This window comes from Paraburkholderia sp. PGU19 (assembly GCF_013426915.1).
Lineage (GTDB): Bacteria > Pseudomonadota > Gammaproteobacteria > Burkholderiales > Burkholderiaceae > Paraburkholderia.
Window position 1 is genome coordinate 1,663,071 of the sequence record NZ_AP023181.1, and the last position, 23,260, is coordinate 1,686,330.

The 23,260-nt window shown below is 62.7% G+C and carries 17 protein-coding genes, 1 tRNA gene and 1 pseudogene; 6 read left to right on the top strand and 13 right to left on the bottom strand.

Annotation, left to right across the window (positions count from 1 at the left end):
- Positions 1 to 113: 113 nt before the first annotated feature.
- From H1204_RS37135 to katG, 6 genes and pseudogenes are all read right to left on the bottom strand, one after another.
- Entirely contained in the window at positions 114 to 971 is an 858-nt protein-coding gene (locus tag H1204_RS37135) for an ABC transporter ATP-binding protein (RefSeq protein WP_180733679.1), read from the bottom strand.
- 23 nt (positions 972 to 994) lie between these two features.
- A complete protein-coding gene (locus tag H1204_RS37140; RefSeq protein ID WP_180733680.1) occupies positions 995 to 1,888 on the bottom strand; it encodes an ABC transporter permease in 894 nt (297 codons plus the stop codon).
- Positions 1,889 to 1,912: 24 nt separating this feature from the next.
- Positions 1,913 to 2,593 (bottom strand): annotated as a pseudogene (locus H1204_RS37145) (ABC transporter permease); the annotation flags it as partial.
- Between the two features lie 157 nt (positions 2,594 to 2,750).
- Positions 2,751 to 3,020 (bottom strand): methyltransferase domain-containing protein, encoded by a 270-nt coding sequence (locus tag H1204_RS37150; protein WP_243468837.1) that lies wholly within the window; start codon positions 3,018 to 3,020, stop codon positions 2,751 to 2,753.
- A gap of 224 nt (positions 3,021 to 3,244) precedes the next feature.
- Positions 3,245 to 3,952: a phosphate signaling complex protein PhoU gene (gene phoU, locus H1204_RS37155; RefSeq protein WP_180733681.1), complete on the bottom strand. Its 708-nt coding sequence runs from the start codon at positions 3,950 to 3,952 to the stop codon at positions 3,245 to 3,247.
- Positions 3,953 to 4,301: 349 nt separating this feature from the next.
- Positions 4,302 to 6,566: a catalase/peroxidase HPI gene (katG, locus tag H1204_RS37160; RefSeq protein ID WP_180733682.1), complete on the bottom strand. Its 2,265-nt coding sequence runs from the start codon at positions 6,564 to 6,566 to the stop codon at positions 4,302 to 4,304.
- Between the two features lie 350 nt (positions 6,567 to 6,916).
- Here katG and H1204_RS37165 point away from each other — a divergent pair, with 350 nt between their 5' ends.
- The gene (locus tag H1204_RS37165; RefSeq protein ID WP_180733683.1) at positions 6,917 to 8,506 is read left to right on the top strand and encodes an FAD-dependent monooxygenase; all 1,590 of its coding nucleotides are present in this window, start codon (positions 6,917 to 6,919) and stop codon (positions 8,504 to 8,506) included.
- A gap of 609 nt (positions 8,507 to 9,115) precedes the next feature.
- On the opposite strand, the gene H1204_RS37170 is transcribed toward H1204_RS37165, so the two are convergent.
- A complete protein-coding gene (locus H1204_RS37170; protein WP_180733684.1) occupies positions 9,116 to 12,706 on the bottom strand; it encodes an indolepyruvate ferredoxin oxidoreductase family protein in 3,591 nt (1,196 codons plus the stop codon).
- 99 nt (positions 12,707 to 12,805) lie between these two features.
- On the opposite strand from H1204_RS37170, the gene H1204_RS37175 reads away from it, so the two are divergent.
- The gene (locus H1204_RS37175; RefSeq protein ID WP_180733685.1) at positions 12,806 to 13,711 is read left to right on the top strand and encodes a LysR family transcriptional regulator; all 906 of its coding nucleotides are present in this window, start codon (positions 12,806 to 12,808) and stop codon (positions 13,709 to 13,711) included.
- 55 nt (positions 13,712 to 13,766) lie between these two features.
- Here H1204_RS37175 and H1204_RS37180 read toward each other — a convergent pair whose 3' ends face one another.
- The 6 genes from H1204_RS37180 to H1204_RS37205 form a co-directional block, all read right to left on the bottom strand.
- Positions 13,767 to 15,209, bottom strand: a complete 1,443-nt coding sequence (locus tag H1204_RS37180; protein ID WP_180733686.1) for an MFS transporter — start codon at positions 15,207 to 15,209, stop codon at positions 13,767 to 13,769.
- A gap of 78 nt (positions 15,210 to 15,287) precedes the next feature.
- A complete protein-coding gene (locus tag H1204_RS37185) occupies positions 15,288 to 17,255 on the bottom strand; it encodes an aconitase family protein (protein ID WP_180733687.1) in 1,968 nt (655 codons plus the stop codon).
- A 95-nt stretch (positions 17,256 to 17,350) separates the two neighbouring features.
- Positions 17,351 to 18,244: a LysR family transcriptional regulator gene (locus tag H1204_RS37190; protein ID WP_180733688.1), complete on the bottom strand. Its 894-nt coding sequence runs from the start codon at positions 18,242 to 18,244 to the stop codon at positions 17,351 to 17,353.
- A 130-nt stretch (positions 18,245 to 18,374) separates the two neighbouring features.
- On the bottom strand, positions 18,375 to 19,361 hold the full coding sequence (locus tag H1204_RS37195; protein WP_180733689.1) for an alpha/beta hydrolase: 987 nt from the start codon (positions 19,359 to 19,361) through the stop codon (positions 18,375 to 18,377).
- 257 nt (positions 19,362 to 19,618) lie between these two features.
- Positions 19,619 to 20,353 (bottom strand): ABC transporter substrate-binding protein, encoded by a 735-nt coding sequence (locus H1204_RS37200; RefSeq protein WP_180733690.1) that lies wholly within the window; start codon positions 20,351 to 20,353, stop codon positions 19,619 to 19,621.
- Positions 20,354 to 20,605: 252 nt separating this feature from the next.
- Positions 20,606 to 20,690, bottom strand: a tRNA-Leu gene (locus tag H1204_RS37205).
- 175 nt (positions 20,691 to 20,865) lie between these two features.
- Between H1204_RS37205 and H1204_RS37210 the strand changes: the two genes are divergently transcribed.
- Genes H1204_RS37210 through arsB form a run of 4 tightly spaced genes read left to right on the top strand, consistent with a single transcriptional unit; the run spans position 20,866 to position 23,258 of the window.
- Positions 20,866 to 21,198: a metalloregulator ArsR/SmtB family transcription factor gene (locus H1204_RS37210; protein WP_009771446.1), complete on the top strand. Its 333-nt coding sequence runs from the start codon at positions 20,866 to 20,868 to the stop codon at positions 21,196 to 21,198.
- Positions 21,195 to 21,662 (top strand): ArsI/CadI family heavy metal resistance metalloenzyme, encoded by a 468-nt coding sequence (locus H1204_RS37215; RefSeq protein ID WP_180733691.1) that lies wholly within the window; start codon positions 21,195 to 21,197, stop codon positions 21,660 to 21,662. The genes H1204_RS37210 and H1204_RS37215 overlap by 4 nt, the downstream gene beginning before the upstream one ends.
- A complete protein-coding gene (locus H1204_RS37220) occupies positions 21,659 to 22,180 on the top strand; it encodes an arsenate reductase ArsC (protein ID WP_180733692.1) in 522 nt (173 codons plus the stop codon). Before H1204_RS37215 ends, H1204_RS37220 begins: the two co-directional genes overlap by 4 nt.
- A complete protein-coding gene (gene arsB / locus H1204_RS37225) occupies positions 22,167 to 23,258 on the top strand; it encodes an ACR3 family arsenite efflux transporter (protein ID WP_180733693.1) in 1,092 nt (363 codons plus the stop codon). The genes H1204_RS37220 and arsB overlap by 14 nt, the downstream gene beginning before the upstream one ends.
- The last annotated feature ends 2 nt before the right edge of the window (positions 23,259 to 23,260 follow it).

Below are 23,260 nucleotides of genomic sequence, written 5' to 3' on the forward strand. Positions count from 1 at the left end.
CAGCGATGTGATGTCCCGTTTCCATCAGGAATGCGCCGAGGCTGATCTGTCTTTGGTGTTGTCGTGCTTCGCTCACTGTAGTTTCCTTGATCGACGTCGAAAGAAATCGGGTTTCACCACGCCAGGCGCCATTCCGTGATGCGCGGCTCATGCGCGTTTGCGCGCAGGCCGCTGCCAGGCGTGTCGTGATCGGCGGGTGCGGGCTGGTCGGTGAAATCGGCGAGAATCTGCTCCCGTAGCCGCACGAAGCGCGCATCGCTGCGCTCGCGCGGGCGCGGCGGATCGACGTGAGCGATGCGCTTCACGCGGCCCGGGCGCGGGGCCATCGTCACCACGCGGTCACCCAGATAGATCGCTTCGTCGACGTCGTGCGTGACGAGAATCATCGTGATCCGCTCGTGCTGCCAGATGCGCTGCAATTCGTTTTGCAGACGGCCGCGCGTCAGCGCGTCGAGCGCGCCGAACGGTTCGTCGAGCAGCAGCACGCGCGGCCGGTTCACGAGTCCGCGGGCAATCGCGACACGCTGCGCCATGCCGCCCGACAACTGATGCGGATACGCATGCTCGAAACCTTCAAGTCCAACGAGTGCAACGTGCTCGGCAACCGCCTCGCGTTTCTGCTGTGTCGAAAGCGGCGCGTTGCGCAACGCGGCAAGAATGTTCTGCGAAGCCGTGAGCCACGGAAACAGCCGGTGATCCTGAAACACGATGCCGCGTTCGAGCGATGTGTCGCGCACGCGCTCGCCGTCCACGCTGATATCGCCGCGAAAGTCGCGGTCGAGCCCTGCGACGAGCCGCAGCAAGGTCGACTTGCCGCAACCGCTTGCGCCGAGCACGCTGACGAATTCGCCCTGCGCGATATCGAGCGAGATGTCGTCGAGCACGAGCAGCGTGCCGTTCGCTTCGTCCTGTTGCGCGTAGCGTTTGCTGACGTTGCGGATGCGGATGCCTTCGGAGACTGTCGTCGTCATATGCGGTTACCTGAATGTTGATGTCATGCGGCGGCGCGTTCGCGCATTGCACCCGTGCGTCGCGCGAGCACACGCCGTTCGACGCCGCGTGCAAGCGCGTTGAGCGCCCAGCCCGTGATGCCCACGACGATGATTCCAAACAGCACGAGATCCATCCTGAACTGCTCGCTGCCGTCGATCAGCGTATTGCCGATCCCGCTGCCCGCGACCAGCAGATATTCGGCGCCGAGCGTCGCGAGCCACGAGTAGATCAGCGCGAGATAGATGCCCGTGAAGATCGACGGCAGTGCGGCGGGCAGAATCACGAAGCGGGCCATTTGCAGACGCGAATAGCGAAACGCACGCGCGACTTCGACATAGCGCGGCGACACGGCGTGGATGCCGTCGCACGTATGCGCGGCGACGGGCAGCAGCGCGGCCAGCGACAGGAACACGACTTTCGCCATGTCGCCGAGACCGAACCACACGGAGATCAGCAGTATCCATGCGAACAGCGAGATCTGCTTGAAAGTGTCGAAGGTCGGACCGATCAGGCGTGTGGCGATGCGCGAGAAGCCGAGCGCCGCGCCGAGCAGCAGGCCGCCCGCCGTGCCGATCACGAAGCCGCTCGCTTCACGCGCAAGCGAAGCCGACAGCGCGCGCAGCAACGCGCCGCTCTGAATCTGCTGCAACGCAGTGCGCGCGACATCGACAGGGCTGACGAGCAAGCCGCTCTTGACGAGATGCAACGCCGACACGAGCCACCACAACGCGAACGCGGCGAGCGGCAGCACGAGGCCGCGCCAGTTGAACGTGGAAAGACGCTGTTTGAGTACGGACTGACGTTCGGGCTTGGCGGGTGCGTCGCAACTGCACGGCGGCGGACCGTTGGATTTGCGCTCCGAAAAAAGCCGTGGAAGCGGACGTGTGGAAGGCATGACGTGTGTCCTCAATCGAATCATTTACTCGCGAAATGCCGATGGTTGCCCGCGCCGCAAACGGGCTTCGAGCGCATCGAGCGCGCGGTTGATCGCAAAGCCGATTGCGCCGACGATCACGACGGAAGCCATCACAAGGTCGAGCTGAAAGAGCTGCCGGCCATACACGATCAGATAGCCGAGCCCTTCCGACGACGCCACCAGTTCGACCACGACGAGCGCGAGCCACGCCTTGGTGAACGCGAGCCGCACGCCCGTGGCGAGCGTCGGCACGGCGGCGGGCAGCACGACATACACGACGCGCTGCAAGCGGCTGTAGCCGAACACGCGCGCAACTTCATCGAGCGTGGCGGGCGTGTTTCGCACGCCTTGCATCGTGCTCAACGTCACGGGCACGAGCGCGGCATGCGCGATCAGGATGTACTTCAACGGCTCGCCGACACCGACCAGCAACAGCAGAAACGGCAGCCAGCCCAATACGGGAATCTGCACGAGCGCATTGAAGGCGGGTAGCACGTAGGCTTCGACGGTGCGCGACAAACCCAATGCCGCGCCGATGAAGAAGCCCGCGGGCGCGCCGACGCCGAAGCCGACCAGCACGCGTTGCAGGCTGACCAGTGTGTTGCGCGCCAGGTCGCCGCTGATCGCAAGGTCGTACAGCGTGTCAAATACCTGTTGCGGCGGCGGAAGAATTTGCGGCGCGATCCCATGCCCGCCGATGTGCCGCACGATCTGCATCGCGTGCTGCACACGCTGATCGCCGACGACCCAGCCTCGCAGCACGCGGAGATCGGCGCGCCGAACAAGCTCACGCGCGAAAGCACGGCAACGCTGCTGGCCTCCGTGGGCTTCGAACCCACGCTCAACGAGATTCGCGAGTTCGACGACGCATTCGACAACGTCGACGACGTGCTGTCGCGATGCCGAGCACTTCGCCGTGCGCGCCGACGCGCTGCGCGGCCGATTCCGTCAGACGGCCCGTGCCGCAGCCGATGTCGAGCACGCGTTCGCGTTCGCGCAGATCGAGCGCGTCGAGCAGTTGAAGTCCATGATTGAACTGGCGGATGCCGAGGCGATCGTATTCGTCGGCGAGCGTGGCAGAATCGAGCTGCAGGCTGGGTGCTTTCGACATGGGAATGAGCGCAGTGGTCGTCTTTGAGCACCCATTCTTGTCGACGCGGTACGTCACGACAAGAAAGCATTCGAGCTATTCATATGCGCTTCGATGCTTTCCTGTCTCGTTCTGGTGCGGCTGCGTTTGCTATCGTGAACAGGCATCTGCAACAGTGAACGATGCAGATGCCTGACGCGTTGATTTGCCGCTAACGTGGGTGAATGCGGCGTGTCAACGCGTGCTCAGTTCGTCAATGCCTCGCGTTCGAGTTCGCGCAGCGGAATGTGACGCACATCGCGCCCCTTGACGACGAACACGACGAATTCGGCAATGTTCTTCGCGTGATCGCCGATCCGTTCCAACGCCTTCGCGATGAACAGATATTCGAGCGCGACCGTAATGGTGCGCGGCGTCTCGTTCATGTGTATCGCGAGCCGCTCGACGAACGCACGGAATACGTCGTCGATGGCCTTGTCGTCGCGCACGATCTGCGCGGCGGCCACGGCGTCCATGCGCGCAAACGCATCGAGCACCCGATGCAGGATCGACGACGCCAGTTCACCGCACTGCTTCAGCTCGGCCAGCGAGATGGGCGGCGTTCCGCCATGTTCATCGATGCGCCGCATGCGCTTGGAAATCTTGCGCGCTTCGTCGCCCATGCGTTCGAGATTAGTGACGCACTTCGACATGGCCATCAATAGCCGCAGGTCGCGTGCAGCCGGTTGTCGGCGTGCGATCACGCGGTGTATTTCTTCATCGATTTCGATTTCGAGCGCGTTCAGCTCACGCTCGCTGTCGCGAATGTCTTCGACGAGCGCGGGGTCATAAGCGTCGAGCAACGACAGGCAGCGGGTAATTTGTCGTTCGACCACGCCACCCATTTCCAGCAGGTTGGTCGATAGCATGTTGAGCGCAGCGTCGAACTGACTGGAGAGATGCTTGTCGGACATGATGCGCCCCCTTGCCACACAGGCTCTATGTAGTGTGATGCGGTATCACCGCTTGTCGCCACACCGCGTCGAATTCCGCAGTGTAGAAACCGTATATATGGTTTTATGTTAACGGTGCAAAAATGCACATGCAAGCGGGGTTATACCGACGCGTAAGGTCGCGTTGCCTGCGGGCAACGGGTTGGAGGGGCAGGGAAGCGAATAGTCGGTCTTATGGGCTGTCTGCGGACGGCCAGACGGTCATGGCAGCGTTATTTGCCAGCGTGATGCGCGGTGCGCAAAAAAACAGCGCGGTGCGTTGCCGCTTTAACAACGGCAATCGCACCGCGCATTCAACAGCCGCAACCGCTCAAGCCAGATCGAAGCGGTCGAGGTTCATCACCTTCACCCACGCAGCAACGAAGTCGCGCGTGAATTTCTCCTGCGCGTCCTCGCTCGCATAGACCTCGCAAAGCGCGCGCAACTGCGCATGCGAGCCGAAAATCAGATCGACGCGCGTGCCCGTCCACTTCACTTCGCCCGTTCGGCGGTCGGCGCCTTCGAACACCTCGCGCGCGGGCGTCGTAGGCGTCCATTCCGTGCCCATGTCGAGCAGGTTGCGGAAGAAGTCGTTGGTCAGCGTTTCTGGCCGTTTCGTGAACACGCCGTGCGAATCGGCACCCGTGTGCACGTTCAGCACGCGCAAGCCGCCGATCAGCACCGTCATTTCCGGCGCCGTCAGTGTCAGCCGTTGCGCCTTGTCGATCAGCAGCGCTTCCGCCGGTACGTCGTACTTGCCCTTGAGGAAGTTGCGGAAGCCATCGGCGACCGGCTCCAGCACGGCGACGGATAGCACGTCCGTCTGTTCCTGCGACGCGTCCATGCGCCCCGGTGTGAACGGCACGCTGACGAGTTGCCCGGCGTTCTTCGCCGCCTGTTCGATCGCCGCGCCGCCTGCCAGCACGATCAGATCCGCGAGCGAAATCTTCTTGCCGCCCGACGCCGCCCCGTTGAACTCACTCTGGATGCCTTCGAGCGTTTTGAGCACCTTCGCCAGTTGTTCGGGCTGATTGGCCGCCCAGTCCTTCTGCGGTGCGAGGCGGATGCGTGCGCCATTGGCCCCGCCGCGCATGTCCGAGCCACGGAACGTCGACGCCGAAGCCCACGCCGTTGACACCAGCTGCGAGACAGCGAGCCCCGAAGCCAGAATTTTCTGCTTCAGCGAAGCAATGTCGTTGGTATCGACCAATGGATGATTCACGGCGGGAATCGGGTCCTGCCACAGCAGTTCTTCGGCAGGCACTTCCGGGCCGAGATAGCGGGCGCGCGGCCCCATGTCGCGATGCGTCAGCTTGAACCAGGCGCGCGCGAACGCGTCGGCGAACTCATCCGGGTTCTGCATGAAGCGCCGCGAAATCTTCTCGTACTCGGGGTCGAAGCGCAGCGATAGATCAGTGGTGAGCATCGTCGGCAGCAGCTTTTTCGATGGATCGTGCGCATGCGGGATCGTGGCCGTCGCGCCCTTGGCGACCCACTGATTCGCGCCCGCGGGGCTCTTGGTCAATTCCCATTCGTGGCCGAACAGGTTCTGGAAGAAGCCCATGCCCCACTGTGTCGGTGTGGCCGTCCACGTGACTTCCAGGCCGCTCGTGATCGTGTCGCCGCCCTTGCCGCTGCCGAAGCTGCTTTTCCAGCCTAGCCCCTGGTTTTCGAGCTCGGCGGCTTCGGGTTCGGCGCCGACGTTATCGGCGGGACCGGCGCCGTGCGTTTTGCCGAACGTGTGGCCGCCTGCGATCAGCGCGACGGTTTCCTCGTCGTTCATCGCCATGCGCGCGAAGGTTTCGCGGATGTCGTGCGCGGCGGCGAGCGGATCGGGATTACCGTCCGGGCCTTCCGGGTTCACGTAGATCAGGCCCATCTGCACGGCGCCGAGCGGGTTTTCCAGATTCCGCCCGCTAACGGTGCGGCTGGTTTCTTCGCCGTGCAGTTCCTCGTCGGCGACGAGCACGCCTTCGTCGCCTGCGTCGCGGGGCGCGGCGGCTTTGCCGTAGCGGACGTCGCCGCCGAGCCAGGTTTTTTCATTGCCCCAGTAGACGTCTTGATCAGGTTCCCACGTGTCTTCGCGACCGCCCGCGAAGCCGAAGGTCTTGAAGCCCATGGTTTCCAGCGCGACATTGCCGGACAGGATCATCAGATCGGCCCAGGAGATTTTCTGGCCGTATTTCTGCTTCACGGGCCAGAGCAAGCGGCGCGCTTTGTCGAGGCTGACATTGTCCGGCCAGCTATTTAGGGGGGCGAAACGCTGCTGGCCGCGACCGCCGCCTCCGCGTCCATCGCCCGTGCGGTACGTGCCGGCGCTATGCCATGCCATGCGAATGAACAACGGTCCATAGTGGCCGAAGTCCGCGGGCCACCAGTCCTGCGAGTCGGTCATCAGCACCGCGAGGTCTTGCTTGACGGCGGCGAGATCGAGGCTCTTGAACGCCTCGGCGTAGTCGAAATCCTTGTCCAGCGGATTGGACCGGCTGGAATGCTGGCTGAGCAGGTCCAGCCGAAGCTGCTTCGGCCACCAGTCGCGATTGGTCGTTCCGCCGCCAGCGGCATGAATGAACGGGCACTTTGCATCGGTTGACATGCGTCGTCTCCTTGGGAGTATCTCTCCACTATGCGTTTTACGATGGTATCGGGCTTGCGCGACAGATCGCCGTCCTGCGCCCGCACCTCGGGTTACAAACCCGGCGGTATGCGCGGTTACGCATATCGCCGCGTTGTCGGCGCATCTGCTCGGTTTCAATATATGCGACGGCGAAGGGCAACTGAATTCGTTTGCGGCAATGCCGGCAATAGCTCGCTGCTATAGCGCGGGAGCGCCTTCACGGCGGACTTGCGCTGATACACGGTGCCGTATCGCCTATTCTTTTTGGGTTTGCGTGATTGTTCGCCCTGATTCGATTTGACTGCGCGATGAACCGTGAGGAGCGGAACATGGAAGACGTGGATGTGCTCGTCGTCGGAGCGGGTCCCGTCGGCTTGCTGCTTGGCACCGAATTGCAGCGCGACGGCGTCGCGGTGAACGTGATCGACGGAATGCCGGCGAGAGGGTTCTTCTGCAAGGCGCTCGGCATTACGCCGCGCACGCTGGAGATTTTCGACGATCTGGGAATCGTTGATCGCGCAATCGAGGCGGGTGTCTGGCTCACGGGCGTCGAAACGTGGGTCGACGGGGCGATGGTGCCTGCGCGCAGCATGCATGTGCCGGAACAGGGTTTGCCGTACGGGTCGCTTTCGCTCGCGCAGTACGAGACGGAGCGGCTGCTCGAAGCGGCGTTCACCGGACATGGCGGGCGCGTGCACTATGGGGTCAAGCTCGACAGCTTTGTCGAAACGGACGATGGCGTCGAAGCGTTTCTGACGGGGCCACACGGCGAGGCGCGCACGGTGCGCTGCCGATGGCTCGTCGGATGTGACGGCGCGCATAGCAAGGTGCGTTCGGCATTGGGGCTGTCGTACGAGGGCGCGCAATTTCCACAGACTTTTGCACTCGCCGATGTGGACATCGACTGGGCGCATCCGCGCGGGCCGATGTACCGATTCGAATGGAGCGACGCGGCGCGCGCGAAAACCAGCGTGGCGGCGGTGCCGATTCGCGGATCGGCGCGGCGCTACCGGCTGTCGATGACCATGCCTGACGATCATTCAGCTTCACTGGCGGGAGTTGCCGCACCTGATTTCGACACGATGTGCGCACTGCTGTTGCCCTCGCTGCCGGAAGGCGCCCGTTTGTCTTCGATGCGCTGGTCGTCGGTGTATCGGGTGAGTCATCGCATTGCGTCCGAGTATGGACATGGCCGCGTGTTCATTGCGGGCGACGCCGCGCATATTCATCCGCCTGTCGGCGGGCAGGGAATGAACACGGGCTTGCAGGACGCGCACAACCTCGCATGGAAGCTCGTGCACGTGGCGAAAGGCCTTGCGCATCCCGCTTTGCTAGACAGTTATTCGGCGGAACGGCATCCCGTCGGCGTGGACGTCGTTCAGTCGACGAGCGCCGCGCTCAACGCCGTGCTCGCCCGCAAGGCCGCCAATCCGGCGATGCGCGAGACGCAGCTACTGGTTACGTATCGCGGCAGTCCGATCGTCGCCGACATGTGCGCGGATGCGGCCCCGGAGTTACCAGCGCCGGGCGACCGGCTGCCGGATGTGTATGGCTTGTCGCAGCGCTTTGTGGGGCGTCCACGGCGATTGCAGGAGTTTGTCGGGCATGGGCGCCATGTGCTGCTTGGTTATGTCGATGCGGCTGGCGCGCAATATGAGGCGTTTGCCGATGGCTGTCGGGCGCTTGCCGGGTTGCTGCCTGGTCTAGCGTCGGCTGTGCTCGTTGCGGCGCCGGGCTGCGAAGTGCCAGGCGGCGAACTGATGACGGTGTTGACGGATACGAACGGCGAGTTTGCGGCAACGTTTCGCGCGTCAGGCGGCATGGTTTGGATCGTGCGGCCGGATGGACATATCGGATGGAGAAGCGGCAGTTGTTCGGGCGATGCGGTGAAAAGCTGGGGACGAGTTCTTCGCGGCTAAGCCGGACCAGCGCAGAAAACCCATCCGCATCGCGCGACAAAAGGTACACCCGCAAACAAGTTGCCAAAGCCGTAGGTCGGGCGCACGGCGGGACGCAACGGGAAGGAACGGAAAGCGTTGCTCCAGTGCAACAGACGGGAAGTGCGGTGTGGCGCGCACGCTACGCGCGGGCGGGCTTGGAGGGGTGGCGGGGAGAAATGAACGTTGCTGCGTCGCTACAAACGCTTGCATTACACGAATAGGGGTTTATACTGATTTCTGTCTCCTCCATGTCTCCTCTTGATATGGATTCAGCCCACCACTTGGTGGGCTTTTCTTTTTGTCCCCTCGATATGCGCACGGCGCGTTGGCTTTTCAGTCACGGGCCAAAGAACGTCTGGCAAAAATGGCCGGGTACGCGGCACGCCGTTTCTGTCTGGCCGGCTTGCGGTTGATTCACTGTCGAACAACCGGCGACAAGGCAAGCCAACAGGCACATCATCTCTGCGCGTGCGTACCTTCTTCGGCGTATGAAGAACCCGAGCATGTTGCACCTTGAAGAGCGTATCGGGCGGAGCACCGGGGCCAGCGTGTGCCGCAAGCCCCGGTTCAGCTTCCATCCAACCGATGTTACGCGCTAGCAGTCAACCGCTCCGGCGTCCGATAGTCATTAAGCAAGCGCTCCTTCTTCTTCGCCGCTGCCTGGATATTGCGTTCTTTCACATGACCGAAGCCGCGAATATCGTCCGGCAGGCTGGCGAGCTGGAGCGCCGCAGGCAGGCGTTCAAGATCGAGCGTTGCGCAAAACTCGTCGACTAGCGCGATGTACTCCGCAATCAGTTGCCGCTCGCCGCGCCGTTCGGCCGTCTTGCCGAATACATCCAGCGCGGTGCCGCGCAGTCCCTTCATGCGTGCGAGCGCACGGAACACGGGCAGCATCCACGGACCGAAGCTTTTCTTCTGCAAGTTCCCACGTTCGTCGCGCTTCGCGAGCAACGGCGGCGCGAGATGGAAACTCAGCTTGTAATCGCGGCCCGGTTCGCCCTCGAACTGCTGACGCAGTTTCTCCAGATAAGCGGGATCTGCGTAAAGGCGAGCGACTTCGTATTCATCCTTGTAGGCCATCAGCTTCGAGAGGCTCGTCGCTACCGCGCGCGTGAGCGGCAGTTTCGCGTTGCCTGCGACTTGCGTTTCCTTCACGCGGATACGGTCGATCACCTCGCGATAGCGCTGCGCATACGCTGCGTTCTGATACGCCGTCAACAGCGTTTCACGCGATGCAATCAGCTTGTCGAGCGATTCCGGCATCTGCATGACGATCGCCTGCGCCGCGGCAGCAGCCGGCTTGAGCAGCGCCTTCACAGCCGCCTCGCCATGATGCGCGATATAGCGTCCCCAGTTGAACGCCTGCTGATTCTTCTCGATCGATACGCCATTGAGTTCGATTGCGCGCACGAGGCTCGACAGTTGCAGCGGCAGCCAGCCTTTCTGCCACGCAAACCCAAGCAGCAGCGGATTGCTATAGATCGTGTCGCCGAGCAGCTTCAGCGCGAGCGCGTTGGCGTCGATGAAGGCGCATCCTTCGCCGATGCTGTCGCGCAGTCCCGCTTCCGTCTGCGTGCCCGGGAAGGTCCACTTCGGGTTCTTGACGAATTCGGCCGTCGGCGTCGCGCCGCTGTTGATCGCGGCAACCGTCACGCCATGTTGCGTGCGCGACAGCACATCGTTCGACGCCGACACGATCGCATCGCAACCGATCACGAGCCGCGCTTCGCCTGTCGCGATGCGCGTCGCGTGCAACGCATCGGGCGAGGACGCGACCTGCACGTGGCTGAGCACGGCGCCACCCTTTTGCGCGAGGCCCGCCATGTCGAGCACAGTGACGCCCTTGCGTTCGATATGCGCGGCCATGCCGATCAGGCCGCCAATCGTCACGACGCCCGTGCCGCCGACGCCCGTCACCAGAATGCCGTACGGTCTTGCGAGTGCGGGTAGCGACGGCATTGGCAGCGTGTCGAACTCTCCATTAAGAGCGCCGCTGCCGCGCGCAGCCTGAGGCTTGCGAAGCTGCGCGCCTTCAGCCGTGACGAAGCTCGGACAAAAGCCCTTCACGCAAGAAAAGTCCTTGTTGCACGACGACTGGTTGATCTTGCGCTTCGTGCCGAGCGGCGTATCGAGCGGCTCGACTGACAGGCAGTTCGATTGCACCGAGCAATCGCCGCAGCCTTCGCACACGGCATCGTTGATGAATGCACGGCGCGCGGGATCGGGATACGCACCGCGTTTGCGGCGCCGCCGCTTCTCGGTCGCGCAAGTCTGGTCGTAGATCAGCACGGTCGTGCCGGGCATGTCGCGCAGTGCGCGCTGCACGGTATCGAGCTGATCGCGATGATGAACATCGACGCCCGCCGGCAACACGATGCCGGAGTGATACTTCTGCGGCTCGTCGGTGACGATGACGATGCGCTTTGCGCCCTCGGCATGAACCTGATGCGCAATCTGCGGCACGGTCAGCACGCCGTCGATGGGCTGGCCGCCCGTCATCGCGACGGCGTCGTTGTAGAGAATCTTGTAGGTGATGTTCGCGTTGGCCGCGATCGCAGCGCGAATCGCCAGCAGCCCGGAGTGGAAGTAAGTGCCGTCGCCGAGATTGACGAACACGTGCTTATCGCCGGAGAAATGCATCTGGCCGATCCACGCGACACCTTCGCCGCCCATCTGGCTGAAGGTTTCCGTCTTGCGGTCCATCCACATCGACATGTAGTGACAGCCGATGCCCGCGAGCGCGCGCGAACCTTCGGGCACGTTGGTCGACGTGTTATGCGGGCAGCCCGAGCAGAACCACGGCTTGCGTTCGACGGACACGCGCGGCTTCGCCGCTTCGCGCTCTTTCGCTTCGATGATCGCGACGCGCGCGAGCATCCGCGCCCGCACGTCGTCGGGCAGGTCCGCGCGCGACAGACGCCGCGCCACGGCCTTCGCGATCAGCGCCGGCGACAGCTCGTAATGCGCGGGCAACAGCCAGTCGCCACGCGGCACCGACCACTCGCCGCCTTCATTGTCGCGCTCGTCGAACTTGCCATAGATCTTTGGCCGCACGTCCTCACGCCAGTTGTATAGCTCTTCCTTCAGCGCGTATTCGAGAATCTGGCGCTTTTCTTCGACGACGAGAATTTCTTCCAGCCCCGTCGCGAAGGCGCGGGCATCCTGCGCATCGAGCGGCCACACGCAGCCCACCTTGAGCACGCGCAGACCGATCTTCGCGCAGGTATCGTCGTCGAGGCCCAGGTCGCTGAGCGCCTGACGCACGTCGAGATAGGCCTTGCCCGCCGTGATGATGCCGAAGCGCGGCGTCGGCGAATCGATCACGACGCGGTTCAGCTTGTTCGCGCGGATATAGGCGAGCGCCGCGTACCATTTCTCGTCGAGCAGCCGCGCTTCCTGCGCGAGCGGCGCGTCGGGCCAACGGATGTTCAGACCGCCCTCGGGCATCGCGTAATCGGTCGGCGTGACGATTTCGACGCGATCCGGATCGAGATCGATCGACGCCGTGGATTCGATCACGTCCGTCACGCACTTCATCGCGACCCAAAGGCCCGAATAGCGGCTCATTGCCCAGCCGTGCAGCCCGTAGTCGAGGTATTCCTGCACGTTCGCCGGATAGAGCACGGGAATGCCCGCCGCAATAAACGCGTGCTCCGACTGATGCGCAACCGACGACGACTTCGCCGCGTGGTCGTCGCCCGCCAGCACGAGCACGCCGCCGCGCGCGTCGCTGCCGGCGGAGTTCGCGTGCTTGAACACATCGCCCGTACGGTCGACGCCAGGGCCTTTGCCGTACCACATGCCGAATACGCCGTCGCGCGTCGCGCCCGGCCACAGGTTGATCTGCTGCGTGCCCCAGACGGACGTCGCGGCCAGATCTTCGTTGACGCCGGGCTGGAAGACGATGTCGTTGTCCTGCAGATGCTTTTTCGCTTTCCACAGCGACTGATCGAGCGCGCCCAGCGGCGAGCCGCGATAGCCGGAAATGAAGCCTGCCGTGTTCAGCCCGGCCTTACGGTCGCGCGCTTTTTGCAGCATCGGGAGACGCACGAGCGCCTGCGTGCCGCTGATATACACACGGCCTTTTTCGAGCGTGTACTTGTCTTCAAGGGTGACGGGCGTGGCGGGTGTTTCGGTCGCTAGGTCGGATGCGAGGGCTAGATCGGGCGCATTCATGGCAGGGCTGTCTCCGGGGAATGTGTTTTTCGCCGAGTATAGGAAGCCGAATTGCTATCGTAAAATCACAAATAGACAATTCTGGTATTCGAAAATCAGATGGCATTCGATCTCACACTCCGTCAGTTGCGTTACTTCGTGGCGGCGGCGCAAACGGGCCAGTTCTCGATGGCGGCGGCCAACGAGCATGTGTCGCAATCGGCGATCACCAACGCGGTGCTCGCATTGGAAAACGGTCTCGGCACGCGGCTGTTCGAGCGGCTGCCACAGGGCGTCACGCTCACGCCAGACGGCCAGGATTTCTATAACCACGCGCGGCGCGTGCTAGACGCGGCGCGTGACGCCGTCCACATGCCGCCTTTCCGCTCGCACGATATGCGTGGGACGGTGCGCATTGCCGCGTCCTATACGGTGCTGGGCTATTTCCTGCCCGAACTGCTGGCGCGTTTTCGCGCGACCTATCCGTTCATCGAGTTCGACTTGCGCGACATGGAACGGGCGGATATCGAGCGCGCGGTGCTCGATGGCGACGTCGAGATCGGCGTGGTGCTGCTGTCGAATATCGAAAAGCTCAGCCGGTTCGGCAGCCAGGTGTTGATCCGCTCGCGGCGGCAATTGTGGGTCGCGCCGACGCATCCGCTGGCGCAAGTGGACGCGCCGTCGCTGAGGGACATCGCGGCCCATCCGTACATCCTGATTACAGTCGACGAGGGCGAGCAGTCGACGCTGCGTTACTGGAAGAAAAAGGGGATCGAGCCGAACATCGCGTTTCGCACCAGTTCGATGGAAGCGCTGCGCGGGCTGGTCGCGCATGGTTTCGGCGTGACGGTGCTGTCGGATATGGTGTTCCGTCCGTGGTCGCTGGAAGGCAAGCGCATCGACGCGCGGCCCATCACGGACGTGGTGCCGCAAATGGATGCGGGCATGATCTGGCCGAAGGGCGCGCAGTTGAGCGGGCCGGCGACGGCGCTACAGCAGTTCCTGATTCACGCGTGCGGTACGTGAACGATGCCGCGCGAGGCGGCCCGCCATGCAGGCCGCCGGCACACGGGAGATACGTTCAGTGTGAAATGCTCTCAAGCGATTTGCCGAGCGTTCGCGGGCCCATCAGACCGATCGTGACGATCACGAGCGTCATCGCGCCCGCAATGAAGACGAACACGCCTGCGACGCCGAAATCCTTCAGCGTGAACGCGATCACGAACGAACTGAACACCGCCGACAGACGGCTCCACGAATAGACGAAGCCCACTGCGCGGGCGCGAATCGCTGTCGGATAGAGTTCCTGCTGATACGCGTGATAGGTGAACGAGATGATGTTGCCCGCCAGCGTCAGAAGCACGCCCAGTATCACGATCTCGACGGCCGATGCCGCCTGGCTGAAGAGCAGGCCCGCGACGATATTGAGCGCGGCCATGCAGACGATCACATGCTTGCGTTCGAAGCGGTCCGCAATCCAGTAGCCGAGCAACGGCCCAAGCGGTGCCGCCAGACCGATCACGGTCGTGTACAGCAAGCTGGACGTCACCGTGATGCCTTGCTTGACGAGCAGCGTCGGCACCCAGTTCGCGAAGCCAAAGAAGCCGACTGTCTGGAAGATGTGGAAAATGATCAGCATCACGGTGCGCTTGCGATACGGCGGTTTCCACATATCGGCGAATCCGGCCTTGCGCGGAACGGGTTCAGACGGGCCCGGCTCGGGCAATGGCTGTCCGTGCTGCTGAGCGACTTTCTCTTCGAGACGCGCGAGCACTTCGTCGGCTTCGCGAAGCCGCCCTTTGCCCGCCAGCCAGCGCGGACTTTCAGGAAGATTGCGCCTGAAGTACCAGACGAACAGCGCGCTGATACCGCCGAGCAGCACGACCCATCGCCAGCCGTCCACGCCAAACGGCGCCTTAGGCACGAGCAGCCACGAAAGAAACGCGACGACGGGCACGGCCGAGAAGCCGATCGTCTGGCAGATCGCGAATGCCCTGCCGCGCAGATGCTTCGGCGCGAGTTCGGACATGTAGGTGCCGATGGTAATCAGCTCGACGCCAATCCCCATGCCCGAGATGAAGCGCCACACGTTCAAACCGCTGGCCGTGTCCTGAAAGGCCATCACCGTGTTCGCCGCGACGTACCAGAGCAGGGACCACGTGAAGATCGCGCGTCGGCCGAAACGGTCGGCGAGAAAGCCGCATGCAATGGTGCCGACGAACAGTCCGCTGAACAGCGCAGCGATGAAGCTCGCGACGCCTGACGTGCCGAACAGACCCGTGGTGGTCGGCGTGAGAATGCCGCTCTTGACGAGACCGGGCGCGATATAGCCCGTGAAGAGAAGGTCGTAGAGTTCGAAGAAGAAACCAAGGCTCAGCAGCAGGATCAGCTTCCAGACGGCGCGCGTCGCGGGAAGCCTGTCGAGGCGCGCCGAAATCGCGCCCGTAGCGGCCGCCGATGCTGTCTCGACGCGCGTTGGAATGTCAGTGGCGCGTAGATCCGAGGCGCCCTCCAGAATGGCCATGTCTGTCTCCTGTCTCGTAGTTTGAATGTTTCACGGCTCGGGCAATTGCCCGCTATCCGTAGTCGATCGCACGGCGCTTCACGCGTACTGCTCCTGCAACTCGGCGAATGACGCGATCCGGCCCGCAAGCGCGCTCGCCACCACGGTCGGAGGACTGGCAAGCCATACCTGACCAGGCCCGGAGCGGCCAGGAAAATTGCGGTTGATCGCGCTGATCGTCACCTGGCTTGCATCCGTCGACGAACCCGGCCCGCAGTTCGCGCATGCGCCGCACGACGGTTGCAGCAGGATGGCGCCGACTTGCTCGAACGCGTCGATATAGCCGCGCCGCACGCAATAGTCCCTGACGTCGGATGTGCCGAACTGCAGATAGAGCTTCACATCGGATGGCACGCGCATGCCCCGCACGGCGGCCCATGCCAGCACCGCGTGATAGTGGTCGAAGTCCTCGCGCTTTCCCGCTGTACACGAGCCGCCGTACGCAATCTCGACGCGCGGACGAAGCGCCAGGTCGCGCAGCGCGATGCCGTTGCCGGGATCGCCGGGTGTGGCGAGCATCGGCGAAATCTGCGTGCAGTCGATTCCGATCACGTCGGCATAGACCGCGTCCGGATCGCTGCGCATCCACGGCTCGATCACGAAGTCGATGCCGCGCCGTTCCTTGAGAAAGCGGATGGTTTCTTCATCGGGCGCGACGATCCCCGTGAAGCCGCCGAGTTCCGCCGTCATGTTCGTGAGGGTCGCGCGTTCGTCCGTCGTCAGCTGCGAGATCGCGGCGCCCGCGAACTCGAATATCTTGCCCACACCCGCGCCGGCACGGATTCTCGGGTCCGCGAGCAGATGCAGCGCGAGATCCTTCGCCGTCACGCCGGCTGGGACGGCGCCGTTGAAATCGACGCGCAACGATCGCGGCATGGTCATCCGTACCGCGCCCGTGACGAAAGCGTTCGCCATGTCGGTCGTGCCGACGCCGAACGCCACGCATCCGAGGGCGCCGCTATGCGGCGTATGCGAATCCGTGCCGACGATAAGCTGACCCGGCAGCGCATAGCGCTCCGCCATCATCGCGTGCGAGATGCCTTCGGAGCCTTCGCTGAGGGTGTCGCCCGTGGCATTCAGGTAGCCGTGATTCGTCAGGCCGTAGTCTTTGGCGAATTGCCGGTGTGCTTCCGACAGTTCGCGCACATCGGGCAGCAGACCGTTTTTTACGTGCAGTTCGCTCTTGTGCGAATAGGAGAGATGGTCTTCGAACGTGAGAATGCTTTCGGGCTGGTGCAGCGACAACGGTTTGCCGAACGTCGCGTGCAGCATGTGCGTTGCCATGCCCGTGTAGTACTCGTGGATAAAGCGCCAGTCGGCACGAACGAACACGCCGGCGCCGGGCGTCAGCGAATCGCCCGTGCCTTCCGTGCGAAGCGCGTGGCGCTGCAGAATCTTTTGTGCGAGCGTGCGCGGTTCGTTATCGATGGAATCTTCGGGGCACGCGGCGGTTTCGATGCGCCGCATATGCCGCGCGCCATAGCGCAACAGGCCGCCGCTTCTCAGGATCGACGCGGCCAGGCTGTCACGCGAAGCAACGAGTTCTTCAATCTCAATCGGCTCGCCGCGCTGGATGCGTTCAATCAGCCCGAAATCCGTCGACGTAAACAGCCCGAGATTATCCGCATTCTGCCGATAAATCCGTTCGAAGCTCTTCGCAATCACGAGCCGGATGCCCGCGCGATATTCCGCGACGGGACTGTGTTCACGAGACGAACCTTTACCGTATCGATTGCCCGCGATCGTCACGCAAAAGCCGCCAGTGCGGACCGCGTCCGGGCCGATCGGATCGCGATTTCCCGTGCGGAACCCGACATAAGGAAACCGGCCGAGACGCTCGTCGAAGCGGGTAAGCACGCTCATCGGCGTGATCTCGTCCGTCGATACGTCGTCTCTCAACGCTCCCGCCAACGCTTGCGTCAGATCGAAGCCGTCGAGTTGCCGTTCGATCCGTTCAGGGTCGTCGCAAAGAAACAGTATCCGGCCCGTCAAATCCAGTTTCGCCATCTGATTTCTCCTTCAAGGGGAAATCTAGACGGCGACGGCGTCCATCACGAAGTGCTCGATCGGCAAAGGGGACATCGCAAATCGCGATGTCCTCGTTAACCCTCGGCGTGGGCGAGTGAATCGATCAACGCCTGCACGGCTTTAAGGCGCGACGATTTTTTGAGTGCATGAATCCGCAGGCTGCGATTGCGTGCCCACGTTTCATCGAGCGGTCGGCGCACGAAACCATGCGATCCGGCGAAAGCGGACGCGGCACTCGTCGGAACGATGCCGATGCCGAGTCCCGCTTCGACCATCCGGCATTGCGCATCGAAACTGTTGACCGTCACGGACAGGTTGAGCGGTGTCCGAACCGCATCGGCGCGCTCCTTCAACGTCTGATCGAGTGAGCCGCCCGCCTGCAACGCGACGAGCGGAAAACGGATGACGTCGTTGAATGTCGGCGCATCGAGGGCGGCGAGTTCATGATCGAGCGGGAGCACGACCATCAGCGGATCATCGGCGAAGTGCCATGAATCGAGCCCTCCCGGTATCTTGCTGCTCGCCGAGATGCCCACGTCCGCGCGGTCGTCCACGCACGCACGGACCACTTCGTCGCTGATCTGCTCGGTCAACGCGATCTGTACGAGCGGGTAGCGGGCCTGAAAGGCTTTCAGACGCTCGGGTAAAAAGCCGACGATCGCGGACGCATTCGCGTACAGACGCACGACGCCGGCGACCTGGCCGCTGAGCGACTGAACCTCGCGCGCGAGCGACTGCAACTGATCATGAACGGATGCCGCGCGCGAGAATGCGTGGCGCCCCGCCTCGGTCAACTCGACGCCAGCAGGCGAGCGGATCAGCAAAGGAAGGCCCATTGCTGCTTCGAGATCCGCAATGCGTCTGCTCAACGCTGAAGGGGCGATGTGATTGCGGCTCGCCGCCCGAGCGATGGAGCCTTCCTGCACGACGGATATGAACAGCTCCAGGCTGTACGGATCGATGCGCATGCTGCCGGACCTTGTCGACGTTCTTGGCTTGTGGGGCGGACTGATCGAGGCAGTCCGTCAGCGGCCATATTAACAGCGGCCCTTTTTGCGCCCGTGGCCGGCGAGGCAGCCATGTCATGCAATGAACGCATTAACGCGCAGGCGGCAGAAACCGGAGCAACGCGCCCGTCACGACAGCAGGTTGCTCTTCAGCGACCCAATGACCCGAGCCCTGCACATTGACCGCCTCGACATTCGTGGCGACATGCCGCAAATGATCGCCGATGATCGGCCCAAAGCTCCCCGCACCGCCGATGCCAAGCACCGGCATCGTCAGCTTCGTCGCGGAAAACGCCTGGTTGTCTTTCACGTCTTGCGCAAACGCGCGGTAGTACTCGAAGCCCGCGCGCAGCGCGCCCGGCATCGCGTATTCGCGGGCATAGGTTTCTTCGACTTCGTTTGTGAACGCGCGGGCATTCACCGCTTCCGAGTTGTGGAACCACTTCAGGTATTCGAGTTCGTGTCCGGTGATCAGCATTTCGGGCACATCCTGCACCGAATAGAAGCGGAAGTGCCATGTGCGCGGCGTCTGCACGAGTTGGTCCCACGGTTCGATGCCGGGCAGCGGCACGTCGAGAATCGCGAGCGTGCGTACTTCGTCAGGATGCTGCGCCGCATACGCATAAGCGACCATCCCGCCCATGTCGTGGCCGACGACGTTGACCTGCGGACCAAGGTTGAGTTTCGCGACGAGCGCGCGGATGTCTTCGGCGACGTTGGCCTTCTCGTAGCCCGTTGCTGGCTTCGACGTATCGCCGAGGCCGCGCAGATCCGGCGCGAGCACCGTATAGCCGCGTGCGACGAGTTGCGGCATCACATAGCGCCACATGTACGAGGTCGAACCCCAGCCGTGCAGCAACACAACGGGCGTGCCGCCTTGCTTGCCCTGCGCGAGCAGATAGTGGTAACGCACGCCGTTCACGTCGATCTTGCCGTCCACGATTTTGGCGGTCGCGGTCGAGATGGCCGCCGATGTCATCGGCAGATAGTCGTCGTTGGTGGCAGCGTGGGCGTGATGCGCCGCGCCCGTCAAAACAATCGACGCGGCGAGCAAAGCGGAGACAAACGTATTGCGCATGATGATTCCAGTCGTCCTGAAGGGGCGAACATGTGCGAAAGCCGGGTTGGCGATGCCGGCACGCTGTCAACGACACCGTGCGGCGACTGGAATCCATAGTAGGGAGGTGCCGGCCAATTGACGTACGTGTTTGCCGATGAACTCGTTGCATCGGATCGAACGTGTCGGCATTGCCGGCGGAGGGAGATTTGACGTTACGGCCGCCTCGGGCCGTTTCTATGCAAAGCTGGCTGGAGCGCGCGCTGGGCGCGCAACCACTACGCCTCCGGAGCGACCGACGCTCCCGCGATCCCGTGTCTCGCCAGCGCGTCGGCGACAAACCCGGAAGCCTTCATCTCTTCGACAAACGCATGCAACGCTGCTGTCGCCGCTGGCCCACGGCTCTTCGGCGTACCCATTGCCTGCTGGATCACCATGAACCGTTCGTCGAGCAGCCGAAGCCCGCTGGCCTTCTTCGCATCGGCTTCGAGTTGCTGCTTCACGCCCGCAGCGACTTCGAGATTCTGTTCGAGGAACGTCTGCACGACAGCCGGAGAAGTCGGCGCGCGCACGATCTCTGCGGCCTTCAATTCGCGCGTCAGGAACAGGTCATACGCGCTGCCCTTGCCGACGGCGACGCGGTTGTGCGCATGATCGACATCGGCATTCGTCTTCACGGGCGAGTCATCGCGCACGAGATAGAAGCCTTCGATCAACACATACGGCGCCGTGAATGCAATCGTTTCGCCGCGCAACGGATCGACGGCGAAGAAGCCAAAATCCGCGCGCTCCTCGCTGACCGCCTGAACCGATTTGCCCGCTGCGTCGAACACGACCAGTTCCAGTTCGACACCGAGCTTTGCGGCGAACGCGCGCGCGAGATCGACGGATACGCCGAATGGCTCGCCCGTTTCAGCGTTCTTGTTAGCGAGAATCGGGTTGCCGAGATTGATCGACGCGCGCACCTTGCCGGTCGGCGTAAAGGCGGCGACGACGGATTGATCGATAGTCATGAATGCTCCCGTGGCGGCCGCGCCTTCGTGCAGCGGTCTGAGGGTGCAAGGATAAACCGGTTTTGTGTCGGTGCACAAAAGTCCCACCGAGTCTCACCTGGCGCCCAGCGAAGCGGAAAAGCGAGTGTGTTCAGCATCGACCCCACGACAGGCATGGTGTCGGACACGGGAGAATCCGTCGATATGCCGACGCCCGTTAGTGTTGCCTTCGTGGAGTGACGAACGAGAGTACGCGTTGCGACAACTCGAACGTGGTGCCCAGGGCGGGACTCGAACCCGCACGCCTTTCAGCGCTACCCCCTCAAGATAGTGCGTCTACCAATTCCGCCACCTGGGCAAGGGGGCGCAATTGTATCGACTATCGCATCACTTTTTCAAGTGGTGCCCGTGCTTTGCAGCGAAACGGAATCCGTCAGTGAAACCGCAGTCACCCTGAGACTGGTCGACCCTTCGAAACTCTATCATTTCAACATTTCTTGAAATATAGAAATAGAGCGAGTAAAGTAGTCGACATGGACACGATCAATGCCGTGCGCGCGCTCGGCGCGCTCGCTCACGAATCCCGCCTCGCCATCTTTCGCCAGCTCGTCATTGCCGGCCCTGAAGGCATGGCGGCGGGTGAAATCGCGCAGCAGTTGGGCATTTCGCCTTCCGGCCTGTCTTTTCACCTGAAAGACCTCACGCACGCTGAGCTGGTGAGTTCGCGACAAGAGGGGCGCTTCGTCATCTACACCGCCAACTTCGATGCGATGACCACGTTGATCGGCTTCCTCACTGAGAACTGTTGCGCCGGCGTTCCCTGCGCCGCCAGCGACCTTTCCAACTGCTGCGGAGACAAGCCATGAAACGCATGCACATCCACGTCGCGGTCGAGAACCTTGCGGACAGCATCCGCTTCTACAGCGCGATGTTTGGCAACGTCGAGCCGACGGTTACGAAGAGCGACTATTGCAAGTGGGAGTTGACCGATCCGCCCGTGAACTTCGCGATCTCGCAACGCGGCGCGAAGCCGGGTGTCGACCACATCGGAATCCAGGTCGAAACCGATGAAGAGCTTGCCGAGATGAACGCGCGCTTCGCTGCGGCGGCACTCCCGGTTCAGCAGCAGAGCGGCACCACGTGTTGCTATGCGAAGTCCGACAAGGCGTGGACCGTCGATCCGCAAGGCGTCGCGTGGGAGACCTTTCGGACACTTGAATCCGCCCCCGTCTACGGGCAGTCCCATATCGAGGCGTTACCCGTGAATGAATCCACGGCTGCCTGCTGCATTCCATCCGACACCACGATTTCATTCCGGAGCCGCCAGTGAGCGACAAACCTTATTCCGTGCTGATCCTCTGCACGGGCAACAGCGCGCGCAGCATCATGGCTGAAGCACTATTCAACGTGCTTGGCAAAGGGCGTTTTCGCGCATACAGCGCGGGCAGCCATCCATCCGGCGCGGTCAATCCGTTTGCGATCGAGCGATGCAACGCGCTGGGCTATGACACGGCACAGATGCGCAGCAAGAGCTGGGACGAGTTCGCCACACCCGACGCGCCGCAGATGGACTTCGTCATCACCGTATGCGATCAGGCCGCTGGCGAGGTCTGTCCGATCTGGCCTGGCAAGCCCGTGACGGCGCATTGGGGATTTGAAGATCCCGCCGCCTTCCAGGGAACCGACGACGAGAAGCGCAAGGTCTTCGACAAGGTCTATCGACAGATCATGAACCGCGTGAGTCAATTCGCGAACCTGCCTTTGCACGTTCTCGATCACAACGCGATCCAGCGCGAAATGCGCGCGATCGGCGAACGTCCGGCAGAAGAAACCAATGAGCAGCACTGAGGCTCGCGCAGCCGTGCGCCCGGCGATCGGCTTTTTCGAGCGCTATCTGACGCTGTGGGTTGCGCTGTGCATCGTTGCCGGTGTGGTGTTCGGGCAGATACTTCCGCGCGTGTTTCAGGCGATCGGCCGTATGGAAGTGGCGCACGTCAACGTGCCCGTCGGCGTGCTGATCTGGGTCATGATCATCCCGATGCTCGTCAAGATCGACTTCGCGGCGATGAAGCAGGTCGGCAGCCAATGGCGCGGTATTGGCGTGACGCTTGCGGTCAACTGGCTCGTCAAGCCTTTCTCGATGGCGCTACTCGGCTGGCTGTTCATCCGCCACGTCTTCCGGCCGTGGCTGCCCGTCGAGCAGCTCGACAGCTATGTCGCGGGTCTGATCCTGCTGGCCGCCGCGCCCTGCACGGCGATGGTGTTCGTGTGGTCGCAACTGTGCAAGGGCGATCCGTATTTCACGTTGTCGCAGGTCGCGCTGAACGACTCGATCATGATCGTGGCGTTCGCTCCCCTCGTCGCGTTGCTGCTCGGCTTGTCTGCCATTACGGTGCCGTGGGATACGCTGATCACGTCCGTTTGTCTGTATATCGTCATTCCCGTCATCCTCGCGCAACTGTTGCGGCGCCATCTATTCGCGCGCGGCGAAGCGCATTTTCGCAGCGTAGTTGCCCGTCTTGGACCCTGGTCGATCTGCGCATTGCTTGCGACTCTGGTCCTGCTGTTCGCGTTTCAAGGGCAGGCGATCGTCGCGCAGCCGCTGGTGATCGCGATGCTCGCCGTGCCGATCCTCGTTCAGGTGTTTCTGAACTCGGGGCTCGCCTATCTGCTCAATCGCCGGCTTGGCGTCGCACATTGCGTGGCTGGACCTTCCAGTCTTATCGGCGCGAGCAACTTCTTCGAACTCGCAGTCGCGACGGCAATCAGCCTGTTTGGTTTTCACTCGGGCGCCGCGCTCGCGACCGTGGTCGGCGTATTGATCGAGGTGCCGGTGATGTTGCTGGTTGTTGGCATCGTGAACCGTTCGCAGGCCTGGTATGAATCGGGGCATCGGCAAGCCGCGCCCAGCCTTCGGAGAAATTGACC

Excerpts from the sequence above, each read along its gene's own strand:
- H1204_RS37135 (WP_180733679.1), bottom strand. The coding sequence starts at position 971 with ATGACGACGACAGTCTCCGAAGGCATCCGCATCCGCAACGTCAGCAAA.
- H1204_RS37140 (WP_180733680.1), bottom strand. The coding sequence starts at position 1,888 with ATGCCTTCCACACGTCCGCTTCCACGGCTTTTTTCGGAGCGCAAATCC.
- H1204_RS37150 (WP_243468837.1), bottom strand. The coding sequence starts at position 3,020 with ATGTCGAAAGCACCCAGCCTGCAGCTCGATTCTGCCACGCTCGCCGAC.
- phoU (WP_180733681.1), bottom strand. The coding sequence starts at position 3,952 with ATGTCCGACAAGCATCTCTCCAGTCAGTTCGACGCTGCGCTCAACATG.
- katG (WP_180733682.1), bottom strand. The coding sequence starts at position 6,566 with ATGTCAACCGATGCAAAGTGCCCGTTCATTCATGCCGCTGGCGGCGGA.
- H1204_RS37165 (WP_180733683.1), top strand. The coding sequence starts at position 6,917 with ATGGAAGACGTGGATGTGCTCGTCGTCGGAGCGGGTCCCGTCGGCTTG.
- H1204_RS37170 (WP_180733684.1), bottom strand. The coding sequence starts at position 12,706 with ATGAATGCGCCCGATCTAGCCCTCGCATCCGACCTAGCGACCGAAACA.
- H1204_RS37175 (WP_180733685.1), top strand. The coding sequence starts at position 12,806 with ATGGCATTCGATCTCACACTCCGTCAGTTGCGTTACTTCGTGGCGGCG.
- H1204_RS37180 (WP_180733686.1), bottom strand. The coding sequence starts at position 15,209 with ATGGCCATTCTGGAGGGCGCCTCGGATCTACGCGCCACTGACATTCCA.
- H1204_RS37185 (WP_180733687.1), bottom strand. The coding sequence starts at position 17,255 with ATGGCGAAACTGGATTTGACGGGCCGGATACTGTTTCTTTGCGACGAC.
- H1204_RS37190 (WP_180733688.1), bottom strand. The coding sequence starts at position 18,244 with ATGCGCATCGATCCGTACAGCCTGGAGCTGTTCATATCCGTCGTGCAG.
- H1204_RS37195 (WP_180733689.1), bottom strand. The coding sequence starts at position 19,361 with ATGCGCAATACGTTTGTCTCCGCTTTGCTCGCCGCGTCGATTGTTTTG.
- H1204_RS37200 (WP_180733690.1), bottom strand. The coding sequence starts at position 20,353 with ATGACTATCGATCAATCCGTCGTCGCCGCCTTTACGCCGACCGGCAAG.
- H1204_RS37210 (WP_009771446.1), top strand. The coding sequence starts at position 20,866 with ATGGACACGATCAATGCCGTGCGCGCGCTCGGCGCGCTCGCTCACGAA.
- H1204_RS37215 (WP_180733691.1), top strand. The coding sequence starts at position 21,195 with ATGAAACGCATGCACATCCACGTCGCGGTCGAGAACCTTGCGGACAGC.
- arsB (WP_180733693.1), top strand. The coding sequence starts at position 22,167 with ATGAGCAGCACTGAGGCTCGCGCAGCCGTGCGCCCGGCGATCGGCTTT.